General features: G+C 45.4%; 21 protein-coding genes. 1 reads left to right on the top strand and 20 read right to left on the bottom strand.

Annotated elements, in window-relative coordinates:
• Positions 1 to 17: 17 nt before the first annotated feature.
• Positions 18 to 2,783: a preprotein translocase subunit SecA gene (secA, locus tag ICN17_RS02135; protein WP_216235980.1), complete on the bottom strand. Its 2,766-nt coding sequence runs from the start codon at positions 2,781 to 2,783 to the stop codon at positions 18 to 20.
• Between the two features lie 24 nt (positions 2,784 to 2,807).
• Here secA and ICN17_RS02140 point away from each other — a divergent pair, with 24 nt between their 5' ends.
• Positions 2,808 to 3,338 (top strand): hypothetical protein, encoded by a 531-nt coding sequence (locus tag ICN17_RS02140; RefSeq protein ID WP_255538241.1) that lies wholly within the window; start codon positions 2,808 to 2,810, stop codon positions 3,336 to 3,338.
• A 6-nt stretch (positions 3,339 to 3,344) separates the two neighbouring features.
• Here the strand turns inward: ICN17_RS02140 and lpxC are convergent, their stop codons facing one another.
• From lpxC to bioB, 19 genes are all read right to left on the bottom strand, one after another.
• On the bottom strand, positions 3,345 to 4,259 hold the full coding sequence (lpxC, locus tag ICN17_RS02145) for a UDP-3-O-acyl-N-acetylglucosamine deacetylase (RefSeq protein ID WP_216235981.1): 915 nt from the start codon (positions 4,257 to 4,259) through the stop codon (positions 3,345 to 3,347).
• Positions 4,260 to 4,308: 49 nt separating this feature from the next.
• Positions 4,309 to 4,809 carry a peroxiredoxin gene (locus ICN17_RS02150; RefSeq protein WP_087908475.1) on the bottom strand — a complete coding sequence of 167 codons (501 nt, stop codon included), beginning with the start codon at positions 4,807 to 4,809 and terminating at the stop codon, positions 4,309 to 4,311.
• Between the two features lie 112 nt (positions 4,810 to 4,921).
• Positions 4,922 to 6,265 carry a cell division protein FtsZ gene (ftsZ, locus tag ICN17_RS02155; RefSeq protein WP_216235982.1) on the bottom strand — a complete coding sequence of 448 codons (1,344 nt, stop codon included), beginning with the start codon at positions 6,263 to 6,265 and terminating at the stop codon, positions 4,922 to 4,924.
• Positions 6,266 to 6,315: 50 nt separating this feature from the next.
• Positions 6,316 to 7,545, bottom strand: a complete 1,230-nt coding sequence (gene ftsA, locus ICN17_RS02160; protein ID WP_087908874.1) for a cell division protein FtsA — start codon at positions 7,543 to 7,545, stop codon at positions 6,316 to 6,318.
• Positions 7,546 to 7,554: 9 nt separating this feature from the next.
• On the bottom strand, positions 7,555 to 8,412 hold the full coding sequence (locus tag ICN17_RS02165) for a cell division protein FtsQ/DivIB (protein ID WP_216235983.1): 858 nt from the start codon (positions 8,410 to 8,412) through the stop codon (positions 7,555 to 7,557).
• Entirely contained in the window at positions 8,409 to 9,395 is a 987-nt protein-coding gene (locus tag ICN17_RS02170) for a D-alanine--D-alanine ligase (protein WP_216236630.1), read from the bottom strand. The genes ICN17_RS02165 and ICN17_RS02170 overlap by 4 nt, the downstream gene beginning before the upstream one ends.
• Positions 9,396 to 9,414: 19 nt before the next feature.
• Entirely contained in the window at positions 9,415 to 10,851 is a 1,437-nt protein-coding gene (gene murC / locus ICN17_RS02175; RefSeq protein WP_216235984.1) for a UDP-N-acetylmuramate--L-alanine ligase, read from the bottom strand.
• Positions 10,848 to 11,897, bottom strand: a complete 1,050-nt coding sequence (gene murG / locus ICN17_RS02180; RefSeq protein WP_216236631.1) for an undecaprenyldiphospho-muramoylpentapeptide beta-N-acetylglucosaminyltransferase — start codon at positions 11,895 to 11,897, stop codon at positions 10,848 to 10,850. Before murG ends, murC begins: the two co-directional genes overlap by 4 nt.
• Positions 11,898 to 11,917: 20 nt before the next feature.
• On the bottom strand, positions 11,918 to 13,114 hold the full coding sequence (ftsW, locus tag ICN17_RS02185; RefSeq protein ID WP_370625956.1) for a putative lipid II flippase FtsW: 1,197 nt from the start codon (positions 13,112 to 13,114) through the stop codon (positions 11,918 to 11,920).
• A gap of 71 nt (positions 13,115 to 13,185) precedes the next feature.
• Positions 13,186 to 14,802: a UDP-N-acetylmuramoyl-L-alanine--D-glutamate ligase gene (gene murD, locus ICN17_RS02190; protein ID WP_216235986.1), complete on the bottom strand. Its 1,617-nt coding sequence runs from the start codon at positions 14,800 to 14,802 to the stop codon at positions 13,186 to 13,188.
• 14 nt (positions 14,803 to 14,816) lie between these two features.
• The gene (mraY, locus tag ICN17_RS02195) at positions 14,817 to 15,986 is read right to left on the bottom strand and encodes a phospho-N-acetylmuramoyl-pentapeptide-transferase (RefSeq protein ID WP_216235987.1); all 1,170 of its coding nucleotides are present in this window, start codon (positions 15,984 to 15,986) and stop codon (positions 14,817 to 14,819) included.
• Positions 15,977 to 17,425, bottom strand: a complete 1,449-nt coding sequence (murF, locus tag ICN17_RS02200) for a UDP-N-acetylmuramoyl-tripeptide--D-alanyl-D-alanine ligase (protein WP_216235988.1) — start codon at positions 17,423 to 17,425, stop codon at positions 15,977 to 15,979. Before murF ends, mraY begins: the two co-directional genes overlap by 10 nt.
• Entirely contained in the window at positions 17,425 to 18,969 is a 1,545-nt protein-coding gene (locus ICN17_RS02205) for a UDP-N-acetylmuramoyl-L-alanyl-D-glutamate--2,6-diaminopimelate ligase (protein WP_255538245.1), read from the bottom strand. The genes murF and ICN17_RS02205 overlap by 1 nt, the downstream gene beginning before the upstream one ends.
• Positions 18,970 to 18,971: 2 nt before the next feature.
• Complete coding sequence (locus tag ICN17_RS02210; protein WP_216235990.1) at positions 18,972 to 20,744, bottom strand: penicillin-binding protein 2; 1,773 nt, start codon at positions 20,742 to 20,744, stop codon at positions 18,972 to 18,974.
• A complete protein-coding gene (ftsL, locus tag ICN17_RS02215) occupies positions 20,741 to 21,007 on the bottom strand; it encodes a cell division protein FtsL (protein WP_087908463.1) in 267 nt (88 codons plus the stop codon). The genes ICN17_RS02210 and ftsL overlap by 4 nt, the downstream gene beginning before the upstream one ends.
• A complete protein-coding gene (gene rsmH / locus ICN17_RS02220) occupies positions 21,004 to 21,954 on the bottom strand; it encodes a 16S rRNA (cytosine(1402)-N(4))-methyltransferase RsmH (protein ID WP_216235991.1) in 951 nt (316 codons plus the stop codon). Before rsmH ends, ftsL begins: the two co-directional genes overlap by 4 nt.
• 12 nt (positions 21,955 to 21,966) lie before the next feature.
• The gene (gene mraZ, locus ICN17_RS02225) at positions 21,967 to 22,395 is read right to left on the bottom strand and encodes a division/cell wall cluster transcriptional repressor MraZ (protein ID WP_087908461.1); all 429 of its coding nucleotides are present in this window, start codon (positions 22,393 to 22,395) and stop codon (positions 21,967 to 21,969) included.
• Positions 22,396 to 22,709: 314 nt separating this feature from the next.
• Positions 22,710 to 23,339, bottom strand: coding sequence for a 2-polyprenyl-3-methyl-6-methoxy-1,4-benzoquinone monooxygenase (coq7, locus tag ICN17_RS02230; RefSeq protein WP_216235992.1), 630 nt, complete (start codon positions 23,337 to 23,339; stop codon positions 22,710 to 22,712).
• 10 nt (positions 23,340 to 23,349) lie between these two features.
• Positions 23,350 to 24,387 (bottom strand): biotin synthase BioB, encoded by a 1,038-nt coding sequence (bioB, locus tag ICN17_RS02235; protein WP_216235993.1) that lies wholly within the window; start codon positions 24,385 to 24,387, stop codon positions 23,350 to 23,352.
• Positions 24,388 to 24,470: the final 83 nt, after the last annotated feature.

Below are 24,470 nucleotides of genomic sequence, written 5' to 3' on the forward strand. Positions count from 1 at the left end.
CATCCTTTAAAAGGTGCTTAGCTTAAAGCGCCGCAGCAATTCTTATATTTTTTACCGCTGCCACAACTGCATGGGTCATTACGACCAATCTTAGGACCAGTTCGCATAGGCGCCGGAACAACCTGAATCGAAGCACCATGGTCGCCTGTTGATCCAGAAACTTCTTTTTCAGGATCAGCGTGGTGATATTGGACGCCCGCTAATTTAGCCAGGTCCTCAGTCATAGATTCAGATGCTTCATCTAACTCACTGGCGCTTCCGATCTTGACAGTCATGATGCTTTTCACAACATCATTCTTAATAACGCCTAGTAGTTCACCATACAACTCAAAAGCTTCGCGACGGTATTCTTGTTTTGGATCTTTTTGGGCATAGCCACGCAGATGAATACCTTGACGCAAATGATCTAAGGCTGCCAAGTGCTCACGCCAGTGGGTATCTAAGCTGTAAAGAAGCACAGAGCGTTCAAATCCTGCAAAAGACTCGCGACCCGATAACTCAACCTTTGCGTCATAGGCTTCTTTAGCGGCTTGCAACACACGATCCACAATCTCAGCATCATCAACAGTCTCAGCGCTTTCAACCCAACTACGTAAATCAATCGTCAAGCCCCAATCACTTGCTAAAACATTCTCGAGTCCAGCCAAATCCCACTGCTCTTCCATAGACTCAAGAGGTACATAGAGAGAACAAACCGAACGCAAGACATCTTCACGTAAATTAGCAATTAAATCACCGATGTCTTGACTTTCAAGCACTTCATTTCGGAGACGATAAGTTTCCTTACGCTGATCATTTGCGACATCGTCATATTCCAACAGCTGCTTACGAATATCAAAGTTACGGCCTTCAACCTTACGCTGCGCTGACTCAATCGAACGAGTTACCATGCCAGCCTCAATCGGCTCACCATCAGGCATCTTTAAGCGGTCCATCACAGCACGCAAACGATCGCCAGCAAAAATACGCAAGAGCGAATCATCTAAAGAAAGATAGAAACGGGAGGAACCTGGGTCACCTTGACGGCCAGAGCGGCCTCTTAATTGGTTATCAATACGGCGACTCTCATGACGCTCAGTACCAATAATGTGCAAACCACCAACAGCAAGCACATGATCATGAATTCCTTGCCACTCATCTTGCAGCGCTTTAATCTTGCTTGCTTTGTCTGCAGCAGAGAGTGTGGCATCTGCCTCAATCAAATGAGACTGCTTACCTACGTTTCCACCAAGGACAATGTCCGTTCCGCGACCCGCCATGTTGGTAGCAATGGTGATCATTTTTGGACGGCCCGCTTGCGCAATAATTTCCGCTTCTCGTGCGTGCTGCTTAGCATTTAAAACTTGGTGCGGTAATTTACGTTGATCGAGTAATTTAGCAATCAACTCAGAATTTTCAATCGAAGTAGTACCCACCAACACTGGCTGACCACGCTCGTAGCAATCTTCAATGTCTTTAATAACGGCGTCATAGCGCTCGCGAGACGATTTGAAGATTTGATCTTGACGGTCTTTGCGCTGACTAATTCTGTTAGGTGGAATGACTACTGTTTCAAGGTTGTAAATTTCCTTGAACTCATACGCTTCAGTGTCAGCAGTACCCGTCATACCAGACAACTTGCCATACATGCGGAAGTAATTCTGAAAAGTAATCGTGGCTAAGGTTTGATTCTCATTCTGAATCGGTACACCCTCTTTGGCTTCTACTGCCTGATGCAACCCATCAGACCAACGGCGACCCTGCATCAACCGACCAGTGAACTCATCAACAATAATGACTTCTTTATTTTGTACAACATAGTGTTGATCACGGTTGTACAAGCAGTGCGCACGTAATGCTGCATAAACGTGATGCATCAAAGTAATGTTTTGCGGAGCATAGAGAGAGGCACCATCATTTAAGGCGCCCAACTGTACCAAGATTTCTTCCGCCTTATCGTGACCTCGCTCGGTCAAATAAACCTGCTGTGACTTTTCATCTACCCAGTAATCGCCAGGCTTTTCAACACCAGTGCCATCTGCTTTTTCTTCGCCGATTTGACGCTCTAAGTGCGAAGGAAGCGCATTAATCTTGATGTATAGATCAGTGTGATCTTCAGCTTGACCAGAAATAATGAGCGGTGTACGCGCTTCATCAATCAGAATGGAGTCGACTTCATCGACGATTGCATACGCTAAGCCACGTTGAACACGTTGGTCCAAATCTTGAACCATATTGTCACGCAAATAATCAAAACCAAACTCGTTATTAGTGCCGTATGTAATATCTGCGGCATAAGCTTCTTGCTTTGTCTTGTGATCCATCTGAGATAGATTCACACCAACCTTCATGCCCAAGAAGTTATATAAGGTTGACATCCACTCAGCATCACGCTGAGCCAAATAATCGTTCACGGTAACAACATGAACACCTTTACCAGTCAAAGCATTTAAATAAACTGGGAGTGTTGCTGTTAAGGTTTTTCCTTCACCTGTTCCCATTTCGGCAATCTTGCCCTGATGCAGAGCAAGTCCACCCATAATCTGCGCATCGAAGTGCCGCATCTTCATCACGCGAACACTGGCTTCTCTCACCACAGCAAACGCTTCGGCAGAAATATCCTCCAATGACTCTCCGCTAGCCAGACGAGTCTTAAACTCTGCGGTTTTAGCAGCAAGGGCAGCATCATCCAAAGATTGCAGGCTAGGCTCAAAAGCGCCAACCTTAGCAACGACTTTGCGATACTGTTTTAAGAGGCGGTCGTTACGACTGCCGACCAGGGTTTTAAGAAGACCGATTACCATGGGATATTGAAGAAAATTAAGTCCTTGAGTTTATCACCCGCAACCCCATTTTTTATGAACTTTGCCCGCAAACCATCACGCAATCATTCCGCCCATGACTGGATGGAATACCTGCGAGAGTCCAATGGTCTTGGGGGGATCTTGGCTAAAACAGAAGATCTAGCCAAACTCAAGACTAAGCTCCATAAGGCATTAGAGAGCTTGGATTTAGGTCACTTAAGCCCAAAAATTGAGGCTGGATGGCGTTCCGGAGCGCAGAATGAGCTCTTTTTACTAGTTAGCAGCGCCAGCATTGGAACTCGACTACAGCAGATTTTACCTAGCTTAATCAATGAGTTATCGAATATTGGGCTCAGTTGTAAGGCTATAAAGATCAAAGTAAAGCCAGCAAGTCCAGACTGGGAAGTCAAGCCAAGGCAAAACCCCGGAAACATAAGGCCTAAAGGCTTAAATGAGGTGGCCAAACAGTCATGGCAAGACCTCCTGGAAAAACTACCACCAGACTCTGATCTTCGTGAGGCGGTAGAACGCCTCCTACAAAATAAATCTAAATAGAACGCCCTAGAAAAAGAGGGGCTGACTTTCCTGAGAATAGGCTTCAGGAGCCTTAGCTTCTGCAAAAGACTCAATTGTGTAAGAACTGGGGTCTTCTAAAAGCTTACGCAAAAGAGCGTTATTGAGTGCGTGGCCAGACTTCTCGGCTACATACGCACCCACAATTGGATGGCCTACTAAATACAAATCACCAATCGCGTCCAAAATTTTGTGGCGCACAAACTCATCTTCGTAACGCAGTTCTTCATTGTTTAAGATGCGGTGCTCATCTAAAACAATAGCATTATCTAAACTACCGCCGCGAGCTAAACCCATTTCACGTAAAGCTTCTACCTCATGCGCAAAACCAAATGTCCGCGCACGGCCAATCTCACTGCGATAGGCATGCTCTGCAAAATCCACAATAAAACGTTGGCCAGTCTTATCAACTGCTGGATGCTTAAAGTCAATTGTGAAGTCTAATTTAAATCCGAAGAAAGGCTCTAAGCGCGCTAGCTTATCGCCCTCGCGAACTTCGACGGGTTTTTGAATCACGACAAATTGACGTGGCGCATCTTGTTCAATAATTCCAGCAGATTCAATTAAAAACAAGAATGAGGCAGCGCTGCCATCCATGATAGGAACTTCTTCATCATCAAGCTCTATCAATAAGTTATCTAAACCTAAGCCAGCGCACGCTGATAGCAAATGTTCAACTGTAGAGACTCGCACACCATCCTTCTGAATGACTGACGCAAGCCTTGTGTCGCAGACAGCCAGGGCAGTAGCAGGTACAACTGACTGCTCTGGCATATCGACACGAACAAACTGAACTCCTGAATTTACCGGTGCAGGCTTAATAGAAATTGTCACCTTACGACCAGAATGCAAACCAATGCCCACAGTTTTCACTGGAGTAGCAATAGTTCTTTGTTTCATCATGGTGATATCTCTAAAATTCAGGGAGTATTACTGACTGAGTGAATGCGAATTACAGTTTTTTCAAAATAGAAGCAGCATCGCTTACTTCAAATTTTCCAGGTGCTTCGCGATCTAAAGACTTCACTACACCATCTTCAACAATCATGGCGTAACGATCTGAACGCACACCCAAACCACGAGCCGTTAAATCTAACTCTATGCCCATCTTCTTGGTGAACTCAGCACTACCATCACCCATCATACGAATCTTTTTTCCAACCTTTTGATCACGTCCCCAAGCGCCCATTACAAATGGATCATTTACGGAAATACACCAAATTTCGTCAACACCTTTTGCTTTGATCGCATCGTAGTGTTCAACATATCCAGGTACATGCTTTGCAGAGCAAGTCGGTGTAAATGCGCCAGGCAATGCAAAGATCACAATTTTTTTGCCAGCTACAAGCTTCTCAACTTCAAAGGCGTTTGGCCCTAAGGAGCAGCCTTCGCTCTCTTCATCAAAAAATTCATAAAGAGTAGCGTTTGGTAATTTTTGTCCAACAGTAATCATGACATCTCCAATAAGTAATTGTTAGTAAGCATGCCAACGCAAGCGCGGGATTCGTCGTCCGGAGGGGCGCCGCGCTGGCAGTTTGCAATTACCTATTGTATTGAGCAGTTAGTTAGTCTGCTTGCTTACGTAAAAAGGCTGGAATCTCATAGTAATCTGCCCCTTTATCCAACATGGATTTAGCCTGAGGAGAGCTATCTGCACCTAAAGTAGGTGTAGGAGTCGCCTCGCGGGAACTACGGAATACCCGTGGCAAATCATATTGGCTGTAATCAACACCGCTACTTGCTGCTGGTTGAGTTGAAACTGATGGAGTGCTACCCGCACCCGTCAGCGCCATACCCGCACTAGTACTCAAAGCAGAATCTAAGCCAACCTTACTCATAGCAGCAGATGCGCTAGAAGGAGCAAAAGTATTGAGGTCTGCCATTGTTGGCATTGCATCACTAGTACCAGTAGCCTGTCTCCAAACTACTTCGGGTTGATTTGCTTTGCGTGCCTGAGGATTATTTAAGCCAGTGGCAACTACTGTCACGCGTAATGCATCGCCCAAGGTCTCGTCGTACACGGTGCCGAAGATTACGGTTGCATCATCAGCAGCATAACCACGAATAGCAGCCATTACTTCGCGCGTCTCAGACAATTTCAATGAGCGGCTAGCAGTAATATTTACCAATACACCGCGTGCACCAGATAAATCAACGCCTTCTAATAATGGAGAGGCCACTGCAGCTTCTGCTGCCAAACGAGCACGATCCATACCAGAAACTGTTGCTGTTCCCATCATGGCTTTACCTTGCTCGCCCATGACAGTCTTCACATCTTCAAAGTCAACGTTAATTAAACCTTGAACATTGATGATTTCAGCAATACCAGAGACTGCGTTGTGTAAAACGTCATCAGCACAAGCAAAAGCCTTATCAAACTCAGCATCTTCACCCATAACTTCAAAGAGCTTTTCATTGAGAACAACAATCAATGAATCAACGTAAGACTCGAGCTCTGCAGCGCCGTTCTCAGCAACCTTCAAGCGCTTTACACCCTCGAAATCAAATGGCTTACTGATAACACCAACAGTCAAAATGCCCATTTCTTTTGCGACTTGAGCAACGATTGGAGCTGCACCAGTACCGGTACCACCACCCATACCTGCAGTAATGAACACCATGTGAGCACCTTGCAAAGTATCTGCAATCCGAGCACGCGCCTCTTCGGCAGAAGCTGCGCCAATTTCTGGTTTTGCACCTGCACCTAATCCGCTAGAGCCCAGTTGCAAATTCACAGATGCTTCGGAACGCTGTAAAGCGCCAGCATCGGTGTTCATGCAAATGAACTCTACGCCATTTACTCCGCGACGGATCATGTGCTGGACAGCATTACCGCCAGCTCCACCGACTCCAACCACTTTAATAATGGTTTTGCCAGCTGTATCTTGATCTAACATTTCAAATTCCATATACCCTCCTAGGTAAATAACTTACTACATTGACGACGACGAAAAACAACTTAAAAATTTCCTGCAAACCATTCCTTCATGCGCGACATAATTCCTTGCAGTGCGCCTGATTGAGAAACACGACGACCACGCAACAACTGTGCTTGGCCTTCCATGAGCAAACCAATGCTGGTGGCGTATCTGGGGCTACGCAATACTTCATGTAAATGCCCACGATATTCGGGTGTACCAATTCGAGCAGGTCGTAAGAAGACTTGCTCAGCTAACTCAACCATTCCTGGCATCAATGACGTACCGCCAGTGAGCACAATTCCAGAGGAGACCATGTCTTCATAGCCAGAGTCACGCACCACACCTCTCACCAAGGTAAATAGCTCTTCAACCCGCGGCTCAATCACTGCAGCAAGTGCTTGCTTAGACATTGGACGCGGGTCACGATCACCAACACCAGGTACATCAATCATGGCGGCTGAATCAGCCATATCTTGACGAGCAATTCCATGGGCAATTTTTAAATCTTCCGCCTCAATTGTTGGAGTACGCAATGCCATTGCAATATCGTTAGTAATTTGGTCGCCGGCAATTGGAATCACGGCGGTATGACGAATCGATCCTTGGCAATAAATCGCGATGTCAGTAGTGCCGCCACCAATATCGACTAAGACAACACCAAGTTCTTTTTCATCATCAGTAAGGACAGCTAAGCTTGATGCCAAAGGCTGCAAAATGAGATCATTCACCTCGAGACCACAACGACGTACACACTTCACAATATTTTGTGCAGCACTTACAGCACCAGTAACAATATGTACCTTCACCTCTAAACGTAAACCACTCATACCGATTGGCTCGCGGACATCTTCTTGGCCATCGATGATGAATTCTTGTACCAAGATATGTAAAATTTGTTGATCCGTTGGAATATTGATTGCTTTAGCAGTTTCCAATACGCGCTCAACATCGCCAGCGCCTACTTCTTTGTCTCGTATAGCGACCATACCGCTCGAGTTAAAGCTCACAATGTGATTTCCGGCAATGCCAGTAAATACTTGAACAATCTGGCGGTCAGCCATCACCTCGGCCTCTTCCAAAGCCTTCTGAATCGACTGAACAGTTGCTTCAATGTTGACTACAACGCCCTTTTTTAAACCCTTAGAGGCTGTTTGACCAACACCAACTACGTTAAATTGGCCATCAGGTGCAAGCTCTGCTACTAAGGCTACTACCTTAGAAGTCCCAATGTCTAAACCCACTAGCAGGTCGCGATTATCTTTACTCATTGCCATTCCTCATTGCTTCAGCTCACTTTTTTTGCCATCTACATCACTCTTTTTCAAACTTCCAGATGCAAGATGCACTGCGAAACCATTTGCATAACGTAGATCTACTGCATCCACTCGATTAGCCCATTTCTCTTGCACCTGAGGCCAATACTTAAATAGACGTGCAACACGTTCTTCTGTTAAGTTTTTGTCCGAACTCTCTTCATCCCGTCCAAATTCGACTTTCATGCCATTGGATAACTTGACGTGCCAGGCATAACGCTCAGTTAATGCCAAGCTCACTACCTGAGCATTCCAAGGTTTAAACCAGTTATTAGCTTTTTCATAAAGGCTCATTACCTCTTTACCAGCATCGTCTGGTCCAGAAAAATCTAATAAGTGTTTGTCATCAACTAGCTCTGAAACACGGCCAGCAAATAGCTCACCATGTGTATTCATTAAAGTATTGCTACTCTCACTACCCCAAGTAGCAAAAGCCTTCTGCTCTTCAATATTCACTATCAAACCATTGGGCCAAACACGACGAACATTAGCGTGGCGCACCCAAGGCATACTTTCAAAGCCACGCTTCACATCTTCTAAACGCACACTGAAGAAGTTGCCTTGCACGGTTTCCATTACCTGACGCTTCACGAGAGATTTATTAATGTGTTTCAGTGTTTGACCAGCAACCGGCTCAACCTGAATTTGTCTCAAAGTAAAAACAGATCTCTGGCTTAACCAAACCAGAATCCCAACCACCAACATCACAGCAAAGCAGCGCATCAAGAAACGACTAAGCTTTTGCATCCGCTCTGGATGATTCCAAAGCGGAGACATGATGACGGAGAAAATATCTCCGAAGCGGTCTAAGAGTGTGCTCATGTAATAGCACCTTCTTTTTGTTGCAAAGTTTGGCTTAGTAACCACAGCACGAGGTCTGCATAAGGAACGCCAGCTGCTTTAGCTGCCATCGGCACTAAAGAGTGAGAGGTCATACCTGGTGAGGTATTCATCTCTAATAAATAGGGCTTACCAGTTTTCTGATCGAGCATGACATCTGCACGACCCCATGTGCGGCAACCTAGGGCCTTGTATGCAGCTAAGGCCAACTCTTGAACGCGCTCATTAATCTCAACCGCAAGTCCAGTTGGGCATAGGTATTGAGTCTTGTCTGAGAAATATTTATTATGGAAGTCGTAGTTAGCTTCCGGTGGGATAATTTTGATCACAGGCAATGCTTCTGCTGTATCACCTTGACCAACTAGCGGGCAAGTGAGCTCATCTCCAATGATGCAAGTCTCAGCAATCACTTTTTTATCTAATCCCGCAGCAAGCTTATAGGCTGCTGGTAATTCATTGACAGATTTCACCTTGGTTAAACCTAGTGAAGAACCTTCATGCGCTGGTTTCACTATCAAAGGCAGACCTAAATGCTCGACGACTGCATTCCAGTCGCTATTTGCAGTTAATTCTTCAAACTCTGGGGTCGCCAGACCATTGCTAATCCAAACTTGCTTAGTCACAATCTTGTCAATTGCTAAAGCAGAAGCTAATACACCACTACCGGTATACGGCAGATTCAATAAGTCTAATAAGCCTTGGATAGTTCCATCTTCACCGTAACGACCATGTAAGGCGATAAAAATACGATCAAATTTTTCTTTTGCTAACTCTGTTGGGCAGCGTAAGCCAGTATCAAAAGCATGTGCATCCACACCTTTAGAGAGCAAAGCCTCCAAAACACCATTGCCTGACATGAGAGATATTTCTCGCTCACCCGAGCGCCCACCTAAGAGAACACCAACCCGACCAAACGATTTCACATCTAGCTTGGATATCTGAGACTTCACACGATCGCCCCACATGCCGAGGCTTGTATCTAACTTAGACACTCTTTGCCTCCGCCAAGGTATGAGGCAGTGCAGAGATTGATCCTGCACCCATTGTGATTAAGACATCGCCATCTTTTAATACTTGAGATAACTTTTCTGGCATCTCTGCAATATTTGCTGCGAATGCCACCGCCGCAGAATTTAAGGAGCCTTTTGTATGCTTCTCCTCTGCAAGTGCTGCCTTCATCAAACTCTTACCATCTGCACCCGGAATCTTTGCCTCGCCGGCTGGATAAACCTCGGTCAATACCAATGCATCAAAATTTCGGAGGACTTGCACAAACTCTCCAAAACAATCCCGTGTTCTTGTAAAGCGATGTGGCTGGAATGCCAACACTAAACGGCGTTCTGGGAACGCACCTCGAGCTGCTGCTAAGGTCGCAGCCATCTCTACCGGATGGTGGCCATAATCATCAATCAAGGTAAAACTTCCACCAGAGGCAAGTGGAATCTCACCATAGCGCTGGAAGCGTCGACCAACGCCACTAAATTCTGAGAGTGCTTTTGTAATTGCTTCATCGCCAACACCCAACTCAGTGGCAATACCAATTGCAGCTAGAGCATTACGCACATTATGCAACCCAGGTAAGTTCAATGTGATATTAAGAGGGCCTGGTCTATTACCATGCCTGCGAACGGTGCGGCGATCCACAGTAAAGTGCATACGCGTGCCATCAGCACGAATATTGCTAGCTCTAATATCTGCATCTTCAGAGAGGCCATAACGCAAGACGGGCTGAGATACAAATGGAATGATGTCACGTACATTGGCATCATCAATACACAATACTGCTACCCCATAAAAAGGCATGCGCTGAATAAATTGCACAAAGGCTTGCTTCAATCTCGCCATATCGTGCTGGTAGGTGTCCATATGATCTGCATCAATATTAGTAACCACTTCCATTGCCGGGAAAAGCTGTAAGAAAGAAGCGTCAGACTCATCAGCTTCAACCACAATGAAGTCGCCGCGACCCAAACGCGCATTGGCACCAGCAGAGTTAAGCTTTCCACCAATGACAAAAGTGGGATCGAGACCACCCTCAGCCAGGACCGAAGCAACTAAACTAGTTGTAGTGGTCTTGCCATGTGTGCCAGCAATAGCGATGCCTTGTTTTAGGCGCATCAACTCACCCAACATCACTGCTCGCTGAATGACTGGAATCTTTGCAGCACGCGCTGCAAGAACTTCGGGATTATTTCCAGCTACTGCAGTAGAAATAACCACTGCTTCTGCAGTACCAATATTTTTAGGATCATGGCCAATATGAATCACCGCGCCTAACTCTTTTAGGCGCTTCGTTACAGGGCCTTCAGCTAAATCAGATCCAGATACTTGATAGCCTAGATTCAGTAAAACTTCGGCTATGCCGCTCATACCAGCACCACCAATACCAACGAAATGAATTTGCTGAACAATATGCTTCATACACCTACCCCCGCACAATCAGCGCAAACCTCAGCTACTCGCTGGGTTGCATGTGGTTTAGCTAAAGCATGCGCACGCAAAGCCATTTCCTTTAGGTCCGCACGATTAAAACTTTGAATCATGGATGCCAAATCGTGTGGATTCAGGTCTTGCTGGGGCAATAAGATTGCAGCATCTGCATCAGCTAAAAATTTTGCATTAGCAGTTTGATGGTCATCAATTGCATATGGAAAGGGAATTAAGCAAGAAGCAACGCCACAAGCTGCTAATTCTGAAACTGTCATTGCACCTGCGCGACAAATCACAAGATCTGCTTGTGCATACGCGGAGGGCATATCGTCAATAAAGGGACGAATATCTGCTTCAATACCTAGCTCGGCATAATGCTTTTGCAAATCAGCTAAATGCTTATCGCCCGCCTGGTGAATGACCTGAGGACGCACATCTTTAGAGAGTAGCGCCAAAGCTGCAGGAATATTTTCATTTAAAGCGGCCGCGCCTAAACTACCACCCACGACCAATATAGATAAAGGTCCTTGACGCTGTTCGTAGCGCAATGCAGGCGCCGAAATATGATCAAACTCTTCACGAATAGGATTACCTACCCACTCGGCATGCGCCATCGTATTTGGGAAGCCAGTTAATGTACGCATTGCAATTTTGGCAAGCGCACGATTTGCACTCCCTGCTACAGAATTTGCTTCATGTAGTACTAAAGGACGGCTTAACAACTTAGTTACTAAACCCCCAGGGAAAGAAATATAGCCACCCATACCTAAAACCACAGATGGTTTTAGACGACGCATAATCTTCCAACTTTGAACACAAGCGCGTATTAAATTAAATGGCAACATCAGTTTGGTCTTGAGGCCTTTGCCTCGTAAACCGCCAAACTCAACTGCTTCAAACGGAAAATCACAAGACTTTACTAAGCGATATTCCATGCCATTTTGGTTACCCAACCATGACACATTCCAACCGCAGATCCGCAGATATTCAGCAATAGCAAGGCCTGGGAAGATGTGCCCGCCAGTACCACCAGCCATCACCAAAATTGAGGGTCTTGTCACAGCTTCCCTCCGCGCATCAGAATACGATTCTCATAATCAATTCGGAGGAGCATGGCAATTGCCACGACATTCATCAAAATTGCAGATCCACCGTAACTTACTAATGGCAATGTCAAACCCTTGGTTGGTAATAAACCGAGGTTCACACCTATATTAATAAAGGCTTGCCAGCCAATCCAAATTGCTACGCCCTTGGCTGCAAGACCAGCAAAACTACGGTCTAACTGCAAAGCGGTACGCCCAATTAAGAAAGCACGTCGGACGATCCAATAAAACAAGAAGATCATCACAACCACGCCAACGAAGCCAAGTTCTTCACCAATTACTGCCATGATGAAATCAGTATGAGCTTCTGGCAGGTAATGCAATTTCTCTACGCTGCCACCAAGCCCAGTACCGAACCACTCACCACGACCAAAGGCCATTAAAGAATGTGTTAGCTGATAACCTTTATTTGCAGCGTTATCCACTTGCCATGGATCCATAAAAGCAAGCATGCGGCCGCGACGGAATGGCGAGAGCGCAATCATCGCAGCGCCACTCATTAAGCCAACAGCAATCAAACCACCAAATAACTTGGCATTAATACCGCCCAAGAACAAGATACCAAATGCAATTAAGGCAACCACTACGAATGCGCCCATATCAGGCTCTGCCATTAATAGGCCGCCAACCAATGCCACTGCAATACCCATTGGCAACATGCCCTTAACAAATGAGTGCAAGTATTCTTGACGCTGCACGGTATAACTTGCAGCAAAAATGATGGCTGCAAACTTCATTAACTCAGATGGTTGGAAGTTCATTAAGCCCAGCGGAATCCAGCGTCTAGCTCCATTCACACCCTTACCAACACCTGGGATGAGAACCGCGATCAAGAGCAGCACGGTAAATCCAAAAATCAATGGTGAATATCGATCCCACACCTTTGTTGGAATCTTGAAGACCCAAATACCTACCCCAATCGCAATCACCAAGGAAATCATGTGGCGAATTAAGAAAAAGTTACTGCTGTAATTGGCGTACTTAGGGCCATCTGCCAAAGTAATCGATGCTGAATACACCATTACCAAACCGATCAACATCAGAGAAAGGACTGCCCATACGAGCAGTTGATCGTATTCCATCATGCGCGAGCGAGTTTGCTCAACTCCCGATACAGCGTCTCTTAAGCCAGTGCGGAAGTTATCAATCCCACCTCTAGAAAAATTCCAGAAGCGATCTAGGCTTAAACGGTTGTCAGGAAAAAGTTTATCTTTTAGATTCACGCTTGAGCTCCTTCAAAACGCATTCCTAATTCTTCCACTTCTTCAACAAATGCTTGGGCACGCGCAACATAATCTTTAAACTGATCAAAACTTGCGCAAGCAGGAGAGAGTAAGACCAAATCCCCAGATTGGGCCTGTTGTGCGGCTGTTTTGACAGCTGACTCCAAGGTGCCGCTAATCGTGCAAGAAACATCATTGCCAATAGCCTCACCAATAGCAGCGCCATCTTTACCAATCAAGAAAATACCTTTAACAAAACGTAAAGCGGGCTCACGTAATGGACTAAAGTCTTGTCCCTTACCATCACCACCAGCGATTAACCAAATTCTCTTGCCGGATTCATTGCTTCCTAGACCATTCAGGGCTGCTACCGTTGCACCTACATTAGTACCTTTGCTGTCATCGACATACTCAACATCATTTACAACTGCGACGCTCTGAACACGATGAGGCTCGCCGTGATAATCACGCAAACCATGTAGGAGAACATTCATTGGTAAGTTAACCGCCCTTGCTAATGCCAATGCAGCTAATGCGTTCAATGCATTATGGCGACCACGAATTCTGAGTGCGTCAGCTGGAATTAAGCGTTTTAATCTCAGCGGCTCGTCTTCTGCAATTACAGCTGATTTACGACGACGCTTAGGCTCAAGATCCTCATCTACCTCTGCCCATACAAGCCAATCAATTCCGCCAGCTCGTAAATCATGCTCAATGCCGAAAGCACCTTGCTCATCTGGTCTATTAGAACCAAAAGTCACAATCGACTTTTCTGTCTTTTGATCCCCAGAAAGCAAACTCATCACCAAAGAATCGTCGCGATTCAAAATACAAAGTGTGTCTGCGCCAAATATCTTTGCTTTTGCATCTGCATACGACTGCATATCGCCATGCCAATCCAAATGATCTTGGGTGATATTCAGAACAGTGGCAGCAGTAGCATTGAGGGTATACGTATAAACCAATTGGAAGCTGGACAATTCAAGCACCCAAATATCGGGCATATCCTCAAGTTGGTCAGCGTCATTCAGACAACTCATCAACTTGTTTAATGCAGCAGGGCTAATATTTCCAGCTACAGCAACTTTTTTCCCGGCGCGCTCGCAGAGTTGGCCGGTTAATGCAGTAGTAGTAGTTTTTCCATTGGTTCCGGTGATCGCCAATACTGCCGCTTCATAGCTCGATTCAGCCACTTGGGCCATGCGACTTAATGCTGCAATGGCGCGCGCAAAGAACTCGATCTCACTCCAAACATCAATTCTGTCTTTTCTAGCCTTAGCTAAGAATGATTGAGTAGGTTCCTGAAATGGAGATAGGCCAGGACTAATACCAATCACATCAATATCAAGCAATAACTCATCTTTTAAGGGTCCAAACTGAATATCTTTCAATCCATCAATTTTTAATTCATCTAGCCAAGCATTCTGGCACTCAGAAAATTGAGATTGATCGCGTGTATCCACCAAACGAACAATGGCGCCATTACGCAAGCACCACTTAGCCATAGCAACACCAGACTCTCCCAGACCCAAAATCAAAAAGCGGTGGGGAGCTTGATAGCCTGCATCAGCTATGAAAGCAGGATTTGCGAAGGTATTTTCTAGATTCAACATATTTACTCTTTGGCTCACCGTAATTTCAGGCTAGATAAGCCAATCAATACCAATAGGATGGTGATGATCCAGAAACGCACAACCACTTGAGTCTCTTTCCAACCACCTAATTCAAAATGATGATGCAGCGGCGCCATGCGGAAAATGCGGCGCCCTTCGCCAAAATATTTCTTGGTTAACTTGAACCAAAATACTTGCAACATTACAGAGACAGTTTCTGCAACAAAAATTCCACCCATTACAAAGAGCACAATCTCTTGACGCACAATGACCGCAATAGTTCCAAGTGCGCCACCTAATGCCAGCGCACCAACGTCACCCATGAATACTTGTGCTGGATGCGCGTTATACCAGAGGAAAGCTAAACCCGCACCACCCATGGCGCCACAAAAAATCAACAACTCACCAGCACCCGGAATATAAGGAAACAATAAGTATTTGGCGTAGATAGCGTTACCCATCACATAAGCAAATGCCCCTAAGGCTGCTCCCACCAAGATAACGGGCATGATGACCAAGCCATCGAGTCCATCGGTTAAGTTCACTGCATTACTACTACCGACGATGACCAAGTAACTCAAGATGATGAAACCCATCATGCCTAAGGGATAACTTACCTCTTTAATAAAGGGTAGTAGTAAATTTGTTTTTGCTGGGAGATCTAAAGCCAAACCACTCTTGAGCCATTCGTAGAAAAGTTGCAGTACCTTGAGGTTGTTGACTTCGGAAACTGAGAATGCCAAATAGATCGCTGCAAATAGCCCGATCAAGGTTTGCCAAAAGAATTTTTCTCTTGAGGCCATTCCCTTAGGATCTTTTCTGGCAACCTTACGATAGTCGTCTACCCAGCCAATAGCGCCAAAGCCAAAGGTTACGATCATCACAATCCAGATAAAACGATTGCTTAAGTCTGCCCACAACATGCAGGACACAAAAATACCGATCAAGATCAAGACTCCACCCATTGTTGGGGTGCCAGATTTGACTAAATGTGTTTGTGGTCCATCAGTGCGAACGGCTTGACCCATTTTCAATGCTGTTAGTTTTCGAATAACCCATGGACCAGCAGCCAGACCAATCAACAAGGCAGTCACCGTTGCCATCACCGCTCTAAACGTGATGTAGTTAAAGACTCGGAAGAAGCCAAAATCATCCTGTAGCCATTGCGCCAAAATTAAGAGCATGTTTTAGCCTCCTCTAACAAGGCCTGCACTACACGCTCCATGCGCATAAAACGTGAACCCTTAACCAAAATATTTAAATGCTCATTACTACCGGTTGACTGAGCATGCAATGCATCTCTTAACTGCTCAATCAAGCTATCCATTTCAGCAAAATGTTTTGCACTAGGATTGGGTAATCCATTTTTTTGGACATCATCGAATCCTTGAATAGCAAATTGACATTGCTCGCCCAGAGCAAATAATTTATTAACCCCCTGTTCAGCAGCGTAAGCACCAACCTCACGATGAAACTCGGGCCCTTGATTACCTACTTCACCCATATCACCCAAAACCAACCAGGAGATTTTGCCTGACTGCTTGAGAGCATCAATTGCAGCTCTGACTGAATCTGGGTTAGCGTTATAGCTGTCATCAATTAAGGTGTGATTAGGATCAATTTTCTTAGCTTGCATACGTCCATTAACCGGGGAGAATGCCTCCAAGCCTTGCTTAATATTTTCGAGGCTAAGGCCAGCTGCTACAGCAACAGCGCTAGCAGCCAATGCATTACGCGCATTGTGGCTGCCCAAAGTATTTAACTGAATCTCTATCGAACCCAAGTCTGTTTGCACATGCACGTGGCCATTATTTAATAAGCGCCCCATGACTGCAGCCTGCAGTGTTGACTGACCAGATTGCAAAACAAAATCAATGATCTTGCGTCCAGCTGCGGCTTCATGCCAAACGCTTGCAAATTCAGAATCCGCTGGAAATACCGCTATTCCATCTTTCGGTAAGGCTCTGATAGCATCAGAGTGCTCCTGGGCTACTGCAGCTACAGTAGCCATAAACTCTTGATGTTCGCGCTGCGCATTATTAATCAAGGCAATATTTGCCTGAGCAATATCAGCAAGCTGCGCAGTCTCTCCAGGATGATTCATCCCTAACTCAACTACAGCAAGTCGATCGGTTGAGCTAAGCTTTAATAATGTCAGCGGTAGGCCAATATCATTATTCAAGTTCCCTTTAGTCACCAAGGTTTGCGCTTCACCAACGGCCGTCCTAAAAATAGAGGCAATCATTTCTTTCACAGTAGTTTTGCCATTGCTACCAGTCACCAAAGCCAGTGGAATGGGATGATTAGCGCGCCAGGCTTTTGCAAATACTCCTAGGCCAATACGAGTATCAGCAACGCAAACTGCAGGCAAACTTCCAGGGCATTTATCTTGATTACTAATCAGTACTCCAGTTGCTCCTGCTTTAGCAACATCTGATAAAAAATCGTGGGCATCAAAGCGATCACCAGTTAAAGCCACAAATAATTCTTTGGCATCAATCTGCCGACTATCGCTGCCTACTCTGGAAATACTTGCTAACTGAGCAGCTTCTGGGGAAATATTGATCAAAGCACTTCCAGGTAGCATGGCATGCACTTGAGCAAGTGTGGTCATAACAGACATCAGGCCATTCCCCCAGCAGCCAAACGAATATGCTCTTGATCAGAGAAATCAAATTTCTTGCCATTAATATCTTGAGTGGTTTCGTGACCTTTTCCTGCTACCAAAACAATATCTTGGGAATCGGCATTACGCACGGCAGCCATAATTGCCGCGGCACGATCAACAATCATCTGCACTTCTGAAGATTTCTGATTGATACCCGTGCGAATCATTTCCATGATGGTTTGCGGCTCTTCAGATCTTGGGTTATCACTAGTAATAATGATTTGATCAGCAAACTTTTGGGCTACTGCACCCATTTGTGACCGTTTACCAATATCTCGATCACCGCCGCACCCAAATACACACCAAATTTTTCCACTGCGTTGCTCTGCAATTGGACGCAAAGCTTGTAAAGTCTTCTGAAGGGCATCAGGCGTATGAGCGTAATCAACCACTACTAATGGACCTTCTGATTTTTGCTGCTTACCTACTTGAATTAATTCCATACGACCGAGCACGGGACGTAATTGACTTACTCGCTTGCTTGCCTCATCACAAGTTAAGCCTTGACTAAGTAATACAGCCCATACAGCAAGTGCATTACTTAAATTAAATTCACCCAATACAGGAATATGCACGCAATTGCTGCCAACCCCCTCATATATAAATAGGGAGTCATACCCCGTACCATTCAGTACGCTATCTTTTGCAAAAACACGATGCAAGCGATCACCAAATTTTTCAAATCCCTTTAGGGATTCTTGATTTATGGTGAATGCCCAAACCTGAATGTGGCCTCGAGCTAAAAGCTTTATAGCGATCTCACGACCAAAGGCATCATCAAAATTAATGACAGCATGCTCTAATCCCGCCAGCTCAAATAGCTTTGCCTTCGCTTCCGCATACTCAGCCATGCTGTTGTGATAATCCAAATGATCTTGCGTCAGATTTGTAAATACTGCGCAGTTAAGATGAGTACCCAGTACTCGACCTTGATGCAAAGCATGTGATGACACTTCCATTGCTACCTGCTTAGCACCAGCATTGAGTAACTCTTGAAGTTGAGTCTGCAACTTCGGTGCATCTGGAGTTGTATATCCAGTTTGTACTAAAGAGCCTGGGAAGCCATTACCTAAAGTACCTAGTACTGCTGTTCGGTAGTTGGGCTCGTCCAAGGCTTGAGCTAACCACTGCGTAATACTCGTTTTACCGTTAGTGCCTGTTACACCAATCACCTTTAATTGCTTACTTGGATAGCCATACCATTGTGCAGACAGTTCACCAACCTGATCTGCAAGGTTTTCAACAGCAATACATTGTGGATGATCTAGGTATTGAGCACCAGCTCCGGCAGGATCAAATACAACAGCTGCCACACCTTTCTCCAATGCGGCATTAATAAACTGACGGCCATCTCTTAACGCGTTTCCATGACCAACAGGATAGGCAAAAAAGATATCGCCAGATTCAAGCTGGCGACTATCGGCACTTACCTTAGCAGTACTGTTTGCTAGGCTGTGCAAGTGGTCAATCAGATGATTGGGATCTATATTCAATGCCATCCTCATCGTTTTAAAACCACATGCTGAGTCTGTACATTTGCAGTTCGAATCTCCTCAGGACTCTTATCTTGCAAAACCATTTGCTTCACTTTGTTATCAGGGAGCACATTGAGAGTATTGAGTGTTTCACTCACAATGGTTGAGAACACCGGTGCTGCAACCTCACCACCGTAATGACCACCAACGGTTGGTTCATCAATCATGACTGCAACCACAATTCTCGGGGCGCTGATTGGCGCTAAACCAGCAAAGTAAGCGCGATACTTATTGCCATACCCTTTACCAACTAATTTATGTGCTGTTCCTGTCTTACCACCAACCCTAAAGCCTTCAGCCTGGGCCTTGATTGCAGTACCACCAGGCTCGGTCACAGTCTCAAGCATGGAACGCATTTCAATCGCAGTCTTTGCAGAGAGGACTCTCGTGCCTGGTTTGAAATTTGGACTACGCTCAATCGTGAGTGGCACTAACTCACCATCACGCGCGAATACCGTGTAGGCCTGCGCTACCTGAAAGAGTGATGCAGAAATGCCGTAACCAAATGCAATACGAGCTTGATCGGTTGGCATCCATTTTTTAAATGGATGTACTGTCCCGGCTACAGCGCCAGGAAAACCAATTTTTGGTGACTGCCCAAAACCAACCGCAGCGTAAAAATCCCACATCTCTTCTGCCGAGAGACTATTTAATGCAATCTTTGCGGTGCCAATATTGCTGGATTTCTGAATAATCTGTGCAACAGTTAAATTGCTATATGCGTGAGTATCGGTAATAGGTTTAGGTCCAACTAAATACTTTGCGCCAATCACCATATTGGTATCAGGATGGATTACACCCTTTTCTAAAGCAATGGCAACTGTCAATGGCTTCATTGTTGAGCCAGGCTCAAAGGTATCCGTCAACACGCGATTACGTAACTGTTCACCCGTGAGAAATTTACGATCATTGGGGTTATAGCTTGGATAATTTGCTAAGGCTAAAATTTCACCAGTTTGAGTATCTAAAACTACTGCGCCACCAGCTTTTGCACGATGTTTTTCAACCGCATCTTTTACGGCGTTATACGCTAAGAACTGAATCTTGCTATCAATCGATAGATTTAAATCTTTACCGTTTTGCGGTAACTGCAAGATTGCCATCTCTTCAACTACACGGCCCAAGCGATCAACCACAACACGCCTTTGACCAGGATGACCCGCAAGCTCTTTCTGCCTCGAGAGCTCCATACCCTCTTGACCACGATCTTCCACATTTGTAAAGCCAACTACGTGTGCCATCGCCTCACCTTCTGGATAGAAGCGGCGATATTCATTATTTAAACCAATGCCTGGAATTTCTAATTGCTTAATTTGCTGTGCAATTGCCGGCTCAACCTGACGCTTTAAGAAAATCTGCTTGCGATCTTCCTTGAGTTTTTTCCTAAGTTCAGATTCGCTAATTTGTAAAAGACTGGCGAGTTTTTTTACTTTTTCTGCAGCCAAATCATCTGGAACTGTATCGTTATAGGCGATCACAGACTTTGCCTCCAGACTAGTAGCAATGACTTGGCCATTACGATCCAAAATTTTTCCACGACTTGCTGGTAACTCCAGCTCACGCTGAGTACCGCGCACACCTTTAGCTTCATAGAATGCATTTCCAGGACCTTGAATCCAAAATGCGCGCAGCAAAAGCATCATAAAAACAAAGAACAAGAGGAATAGCATTAAGCGCGAACGCCACATTGGCAAACGCAATACTAAATTTGGCGTAGTAGAAAAACCAACCGGCCTCATTTAGCCTCCCTTAAGTACAAGGTACGCTCAGGAGAAATTGGGGACATCCGTAATTGATTGCGGGCAACATCACGAATACGTGCTGACTTTGAAAGATTACGTTGCTCATACTCCAGACGTAACCATTCTTGATTTAATTTACGCTCTTCAATCTGAGCACGCTCTTGAGCAATAAATAATTTACGCGCACGTTGTTGGGCTGCCACTAGCGATAAAGCGCAAATCAATAACAAAGTAAGCAAGGTCAAGGTAGCGCGATTCATGCGGGTGCCTCCATCCGCTTCTCTGCAACCCGCATGATGGCTGAACGAGCCCTTGGGTTTTCTAAAACCTCTGCTTCACTTGGTTTAACGCGGCCAATGATTTCTAAAGCGCTTTGAGGTAAGTCTTTTTCACGTACCGGTAGGCCACGAGGCACTTCCACTTTTGCGTGCGCCTGGAGAAACTGCTTCACGATGCGATCTTCTAATGAATGAAAGCTAATCACAGCAAGTCGTGCACCCGGCTTCAATAAATTGATGGCGGCTTTTAACCCAATCTCTAAGTCTTCTAATTCGCGGTTGATAAAAATACGCAATGCCTGAAATGTTCTAGTAGCAGGATCTTGACCAGCTTCACGTGTTCGCACCACACTAGCAACCAAACTTGCTAGTTGAGTCGTCGTTTTTGGAGACAAGCCTTCTTCTCGCTTTGCCACAATGGCTTTAGCAATCTGAAATGCAAAACGCTCTTCCCCGTAAGTCTTAATCACGTGTGTGATTTCCTCCTGCGGCGCTTGCTCTAACCATTCTGCAGCCGTCATTCCTTGACCTGTATTCATCCGCATATCTAGGGGACCTTCGCGACGAAAGGAGAAGCCCCGATGCGCTTCGTCCACTTGCGGCGAACTGATTCCCAAGTCCAACAAAATTCCATCGGCTGATTCTGCTTGCGCATACTGATCCATATTTGCAAAGCTGTCGTGCACGATGGTTAAACGTGGATCGTTGATTTTCTGCGCCACTGCGATTGCGTCCAAATCCTTGTCGAAGGAAATCATGCGCGCAGACTGAGGAAGCTGTTGGAGCAAAGCCTGCGTGTGACCTCCGCGTCCAAATGTTCCATCGATTACCAAAATATTGTTTGCTACGTTTTGTTTTTGAATGAGCGGACCACTGATTAGCGCCGTCACCGCCTCGGCCAGCAACACTGGGCGATGAGTTATGTTCATAGCACCCTGTCATCAAAAATTAAATTGCTTGAGTGCTTCAGGCATGCCTAGTGCAATTGCAGCCTGTTCTTTTGCAGCGTATGTAGCTGCGTCCCACAATTCCAAGTGACTGCCCATACCAAGCAAGATCACTTCTTTTTCGATTCCAGCTGCTGCACGCAATTCCGGACTAACCAAAATTCGTCCGGCATTATCCAGATCAATTTCCGCAGCATTACCCAAAAAAATTCTGCGCCACCAATGTGCGTCCATTGGAAGCTGGGCAACCCGCGCTCTAAAACTTTCCCATTCTGGTCTTGGGAAAAGCAAAAGGCAGCCATCTGGATGTTTTGTGAGCGTGAGGCGGCCATCACCTTGAACTAACAAGGCGTCACGATGCTTTGCCGGAACTGACATTCGGCCTTTTGCATCTAAATTGAGAGCTGACGCACCTTGAAACACCATTTACCCCACTTTTTCACACTTCCTCCCACTTTAGAGGATCGCAATAGGAGGGTCAAGTGTTTTTGGGGATTTTTTTGGGAAATTCTCTAATGTTTACAAACACTTAGCGTAATGTGTTCAGAAGATGGTGATAATAAAATAGCTACTTGAAACAATGGCTTGGAAAATATACTTAAGAATAGGTCTTAGCTATAGAGATAGATAATACCTAAATACACTGTAATTAAAAACAGTATTTATCAAAAAATATATCAAAATTAATCTGAAATTGATTTTCTGGATTTATTCAAACTAAATCCTCAATATCCATTTTAAATTTTGTAAGCAGTGCTCGTCATTACCTTAGACATTGCTTGCATTATTTTTTGAATTGGCTCAGGCAAAGTAACACCGCCTGCATGCAAAGCTGCTTGCCCATGCTCAATTTCATCAATACGCATTTGATCAACAATTGCACGTGAGCGATGATCTTCTTCCGGCAATTTTTTGAGATGACTCTCAAGGTGATTTTCAACTTGTTTTTCAGTTTCAACAACAAAACCTAAACTCCACTTATCACCCGCTAAGCCAGCTGCCAAGCCGATTGCAAAGGACCCGGCATACCAAAATGGATTGAGATAACTTGTGTGGGAACCAAGTTCTTTTAGGCGAGTTTCACACCATGCCAAGTGATCTAACTCTTCTTGTGCAGAGTGATCTAGCATCTCTTTTATTTCTGAATTTCTGGCGACTAATTTTTGCGATTGATATAAAGCTTGCGCACAAACTTCGCCAACATGATTGATGCGCATTAAACCTGCCGCATGCTTTCGCTGCCCAGCATCTAATGCCAGATTGGCACCAGGCTCAGAACCTGGGGTGGGTCTTTGAGCATTTGCCCCACCTACGACTGAACGAAGCGCGGTATCAAATTCAAGAATGAAACGGTCGACTGGAGTCATCAGCTGAAAATTAGACCAAAACCTCGGCTTTACAGCTCTGTTTGGTCTTTAATCCTAGTTCTACGAGTAGCTCACGGTCTTGTTCGGCCTCTGGATTGCCGGTAGTGAGTAGTTGCTCACCATAGAAAATCGAATTGGCTCCAGCCATAAAGCACATGGCCTGAACGGCCCTACCCAGTTCTTGGCGCCCTGCAGATAAACGTACACGTGCCTTAGGCATCGTGATGCGTGCTACTGCAATAGTGCGCACAAACTCAAGCGGGTCTAAAGGCTTTTGATCGGCCAGGGGAGTGCCTGCAACGGGTACCAGGTGATTAATCGGCACAGACTCAGGGTAAGGACTCAAATTGGCTAAGCGCGCCAAGAACGCAGCTCGCTGCTCACGGGACTCACCCATTCCAACAATGCCACCACAGCACACAGACATGCCGGCTGCTCGGACATTGGAGATGGTATCTAGACGATCTTGATAACCACGCGTAGAAATCACTGAGCGGTAAAAATCTTCGCTGGTATCTAGGTTATGGTTATAAAAATCTAGCCCAGCCTCTTGAAGTGCTTGGGCCTGGTCAGCTTCTAGCATCCCCAGGGTAGCGCAGGTCTCGAGACCTAAAGCCTTTACCCCCTTGATCATGGCGGTTACTTTTTCAATATCGCGATCTTTAGGCTCACGCCAAGCAGCGCCCATACAGAAACGGTTTGAGCCTGCCGCCTTAGCGGCTTTAGCGGCCTCTAAAACCTCCTCTAAGCCCATCAGCTTCTCAGCCTTCACATCCGTGTCATAGCGTGCGGCTTGAGGACAATAACCGCAATCCTCAGGACAGCCGCCGGTCTTGATGGACAACAAAGTAGCGAGTTCTACATCACCCTCGGGAAAATAAGTTTTGTGTGTCTCCTGGGCCTTGAGCATTAATTCATTTAAAGGCAAGGCAAAAAGTGCCTCAATTTGGGCCACAGTCCACTGCCCAGAGGCGTCGACCTCTTTACGTAAATTAGCCTTAGATTTGACTAAGGTCAGCGGTTTTTCAGCAGTTTGGGCGTCCAACATGGGCAAATTCCAGAAAATAGATCAATTCAAGCCATAAACATAACAGATACAAGCCTGAAATTGGAAAAACTAGTGGTCAAATA

The organism is Polynucleobacter sp. 73C-SIWE, assembly GCF_018882465.1.
GTDB lineage: Bacteria > Pseudomonadota > Gammaproteobacteria > Burkholderiales > Burkholderiaceae > Polynucleobacter.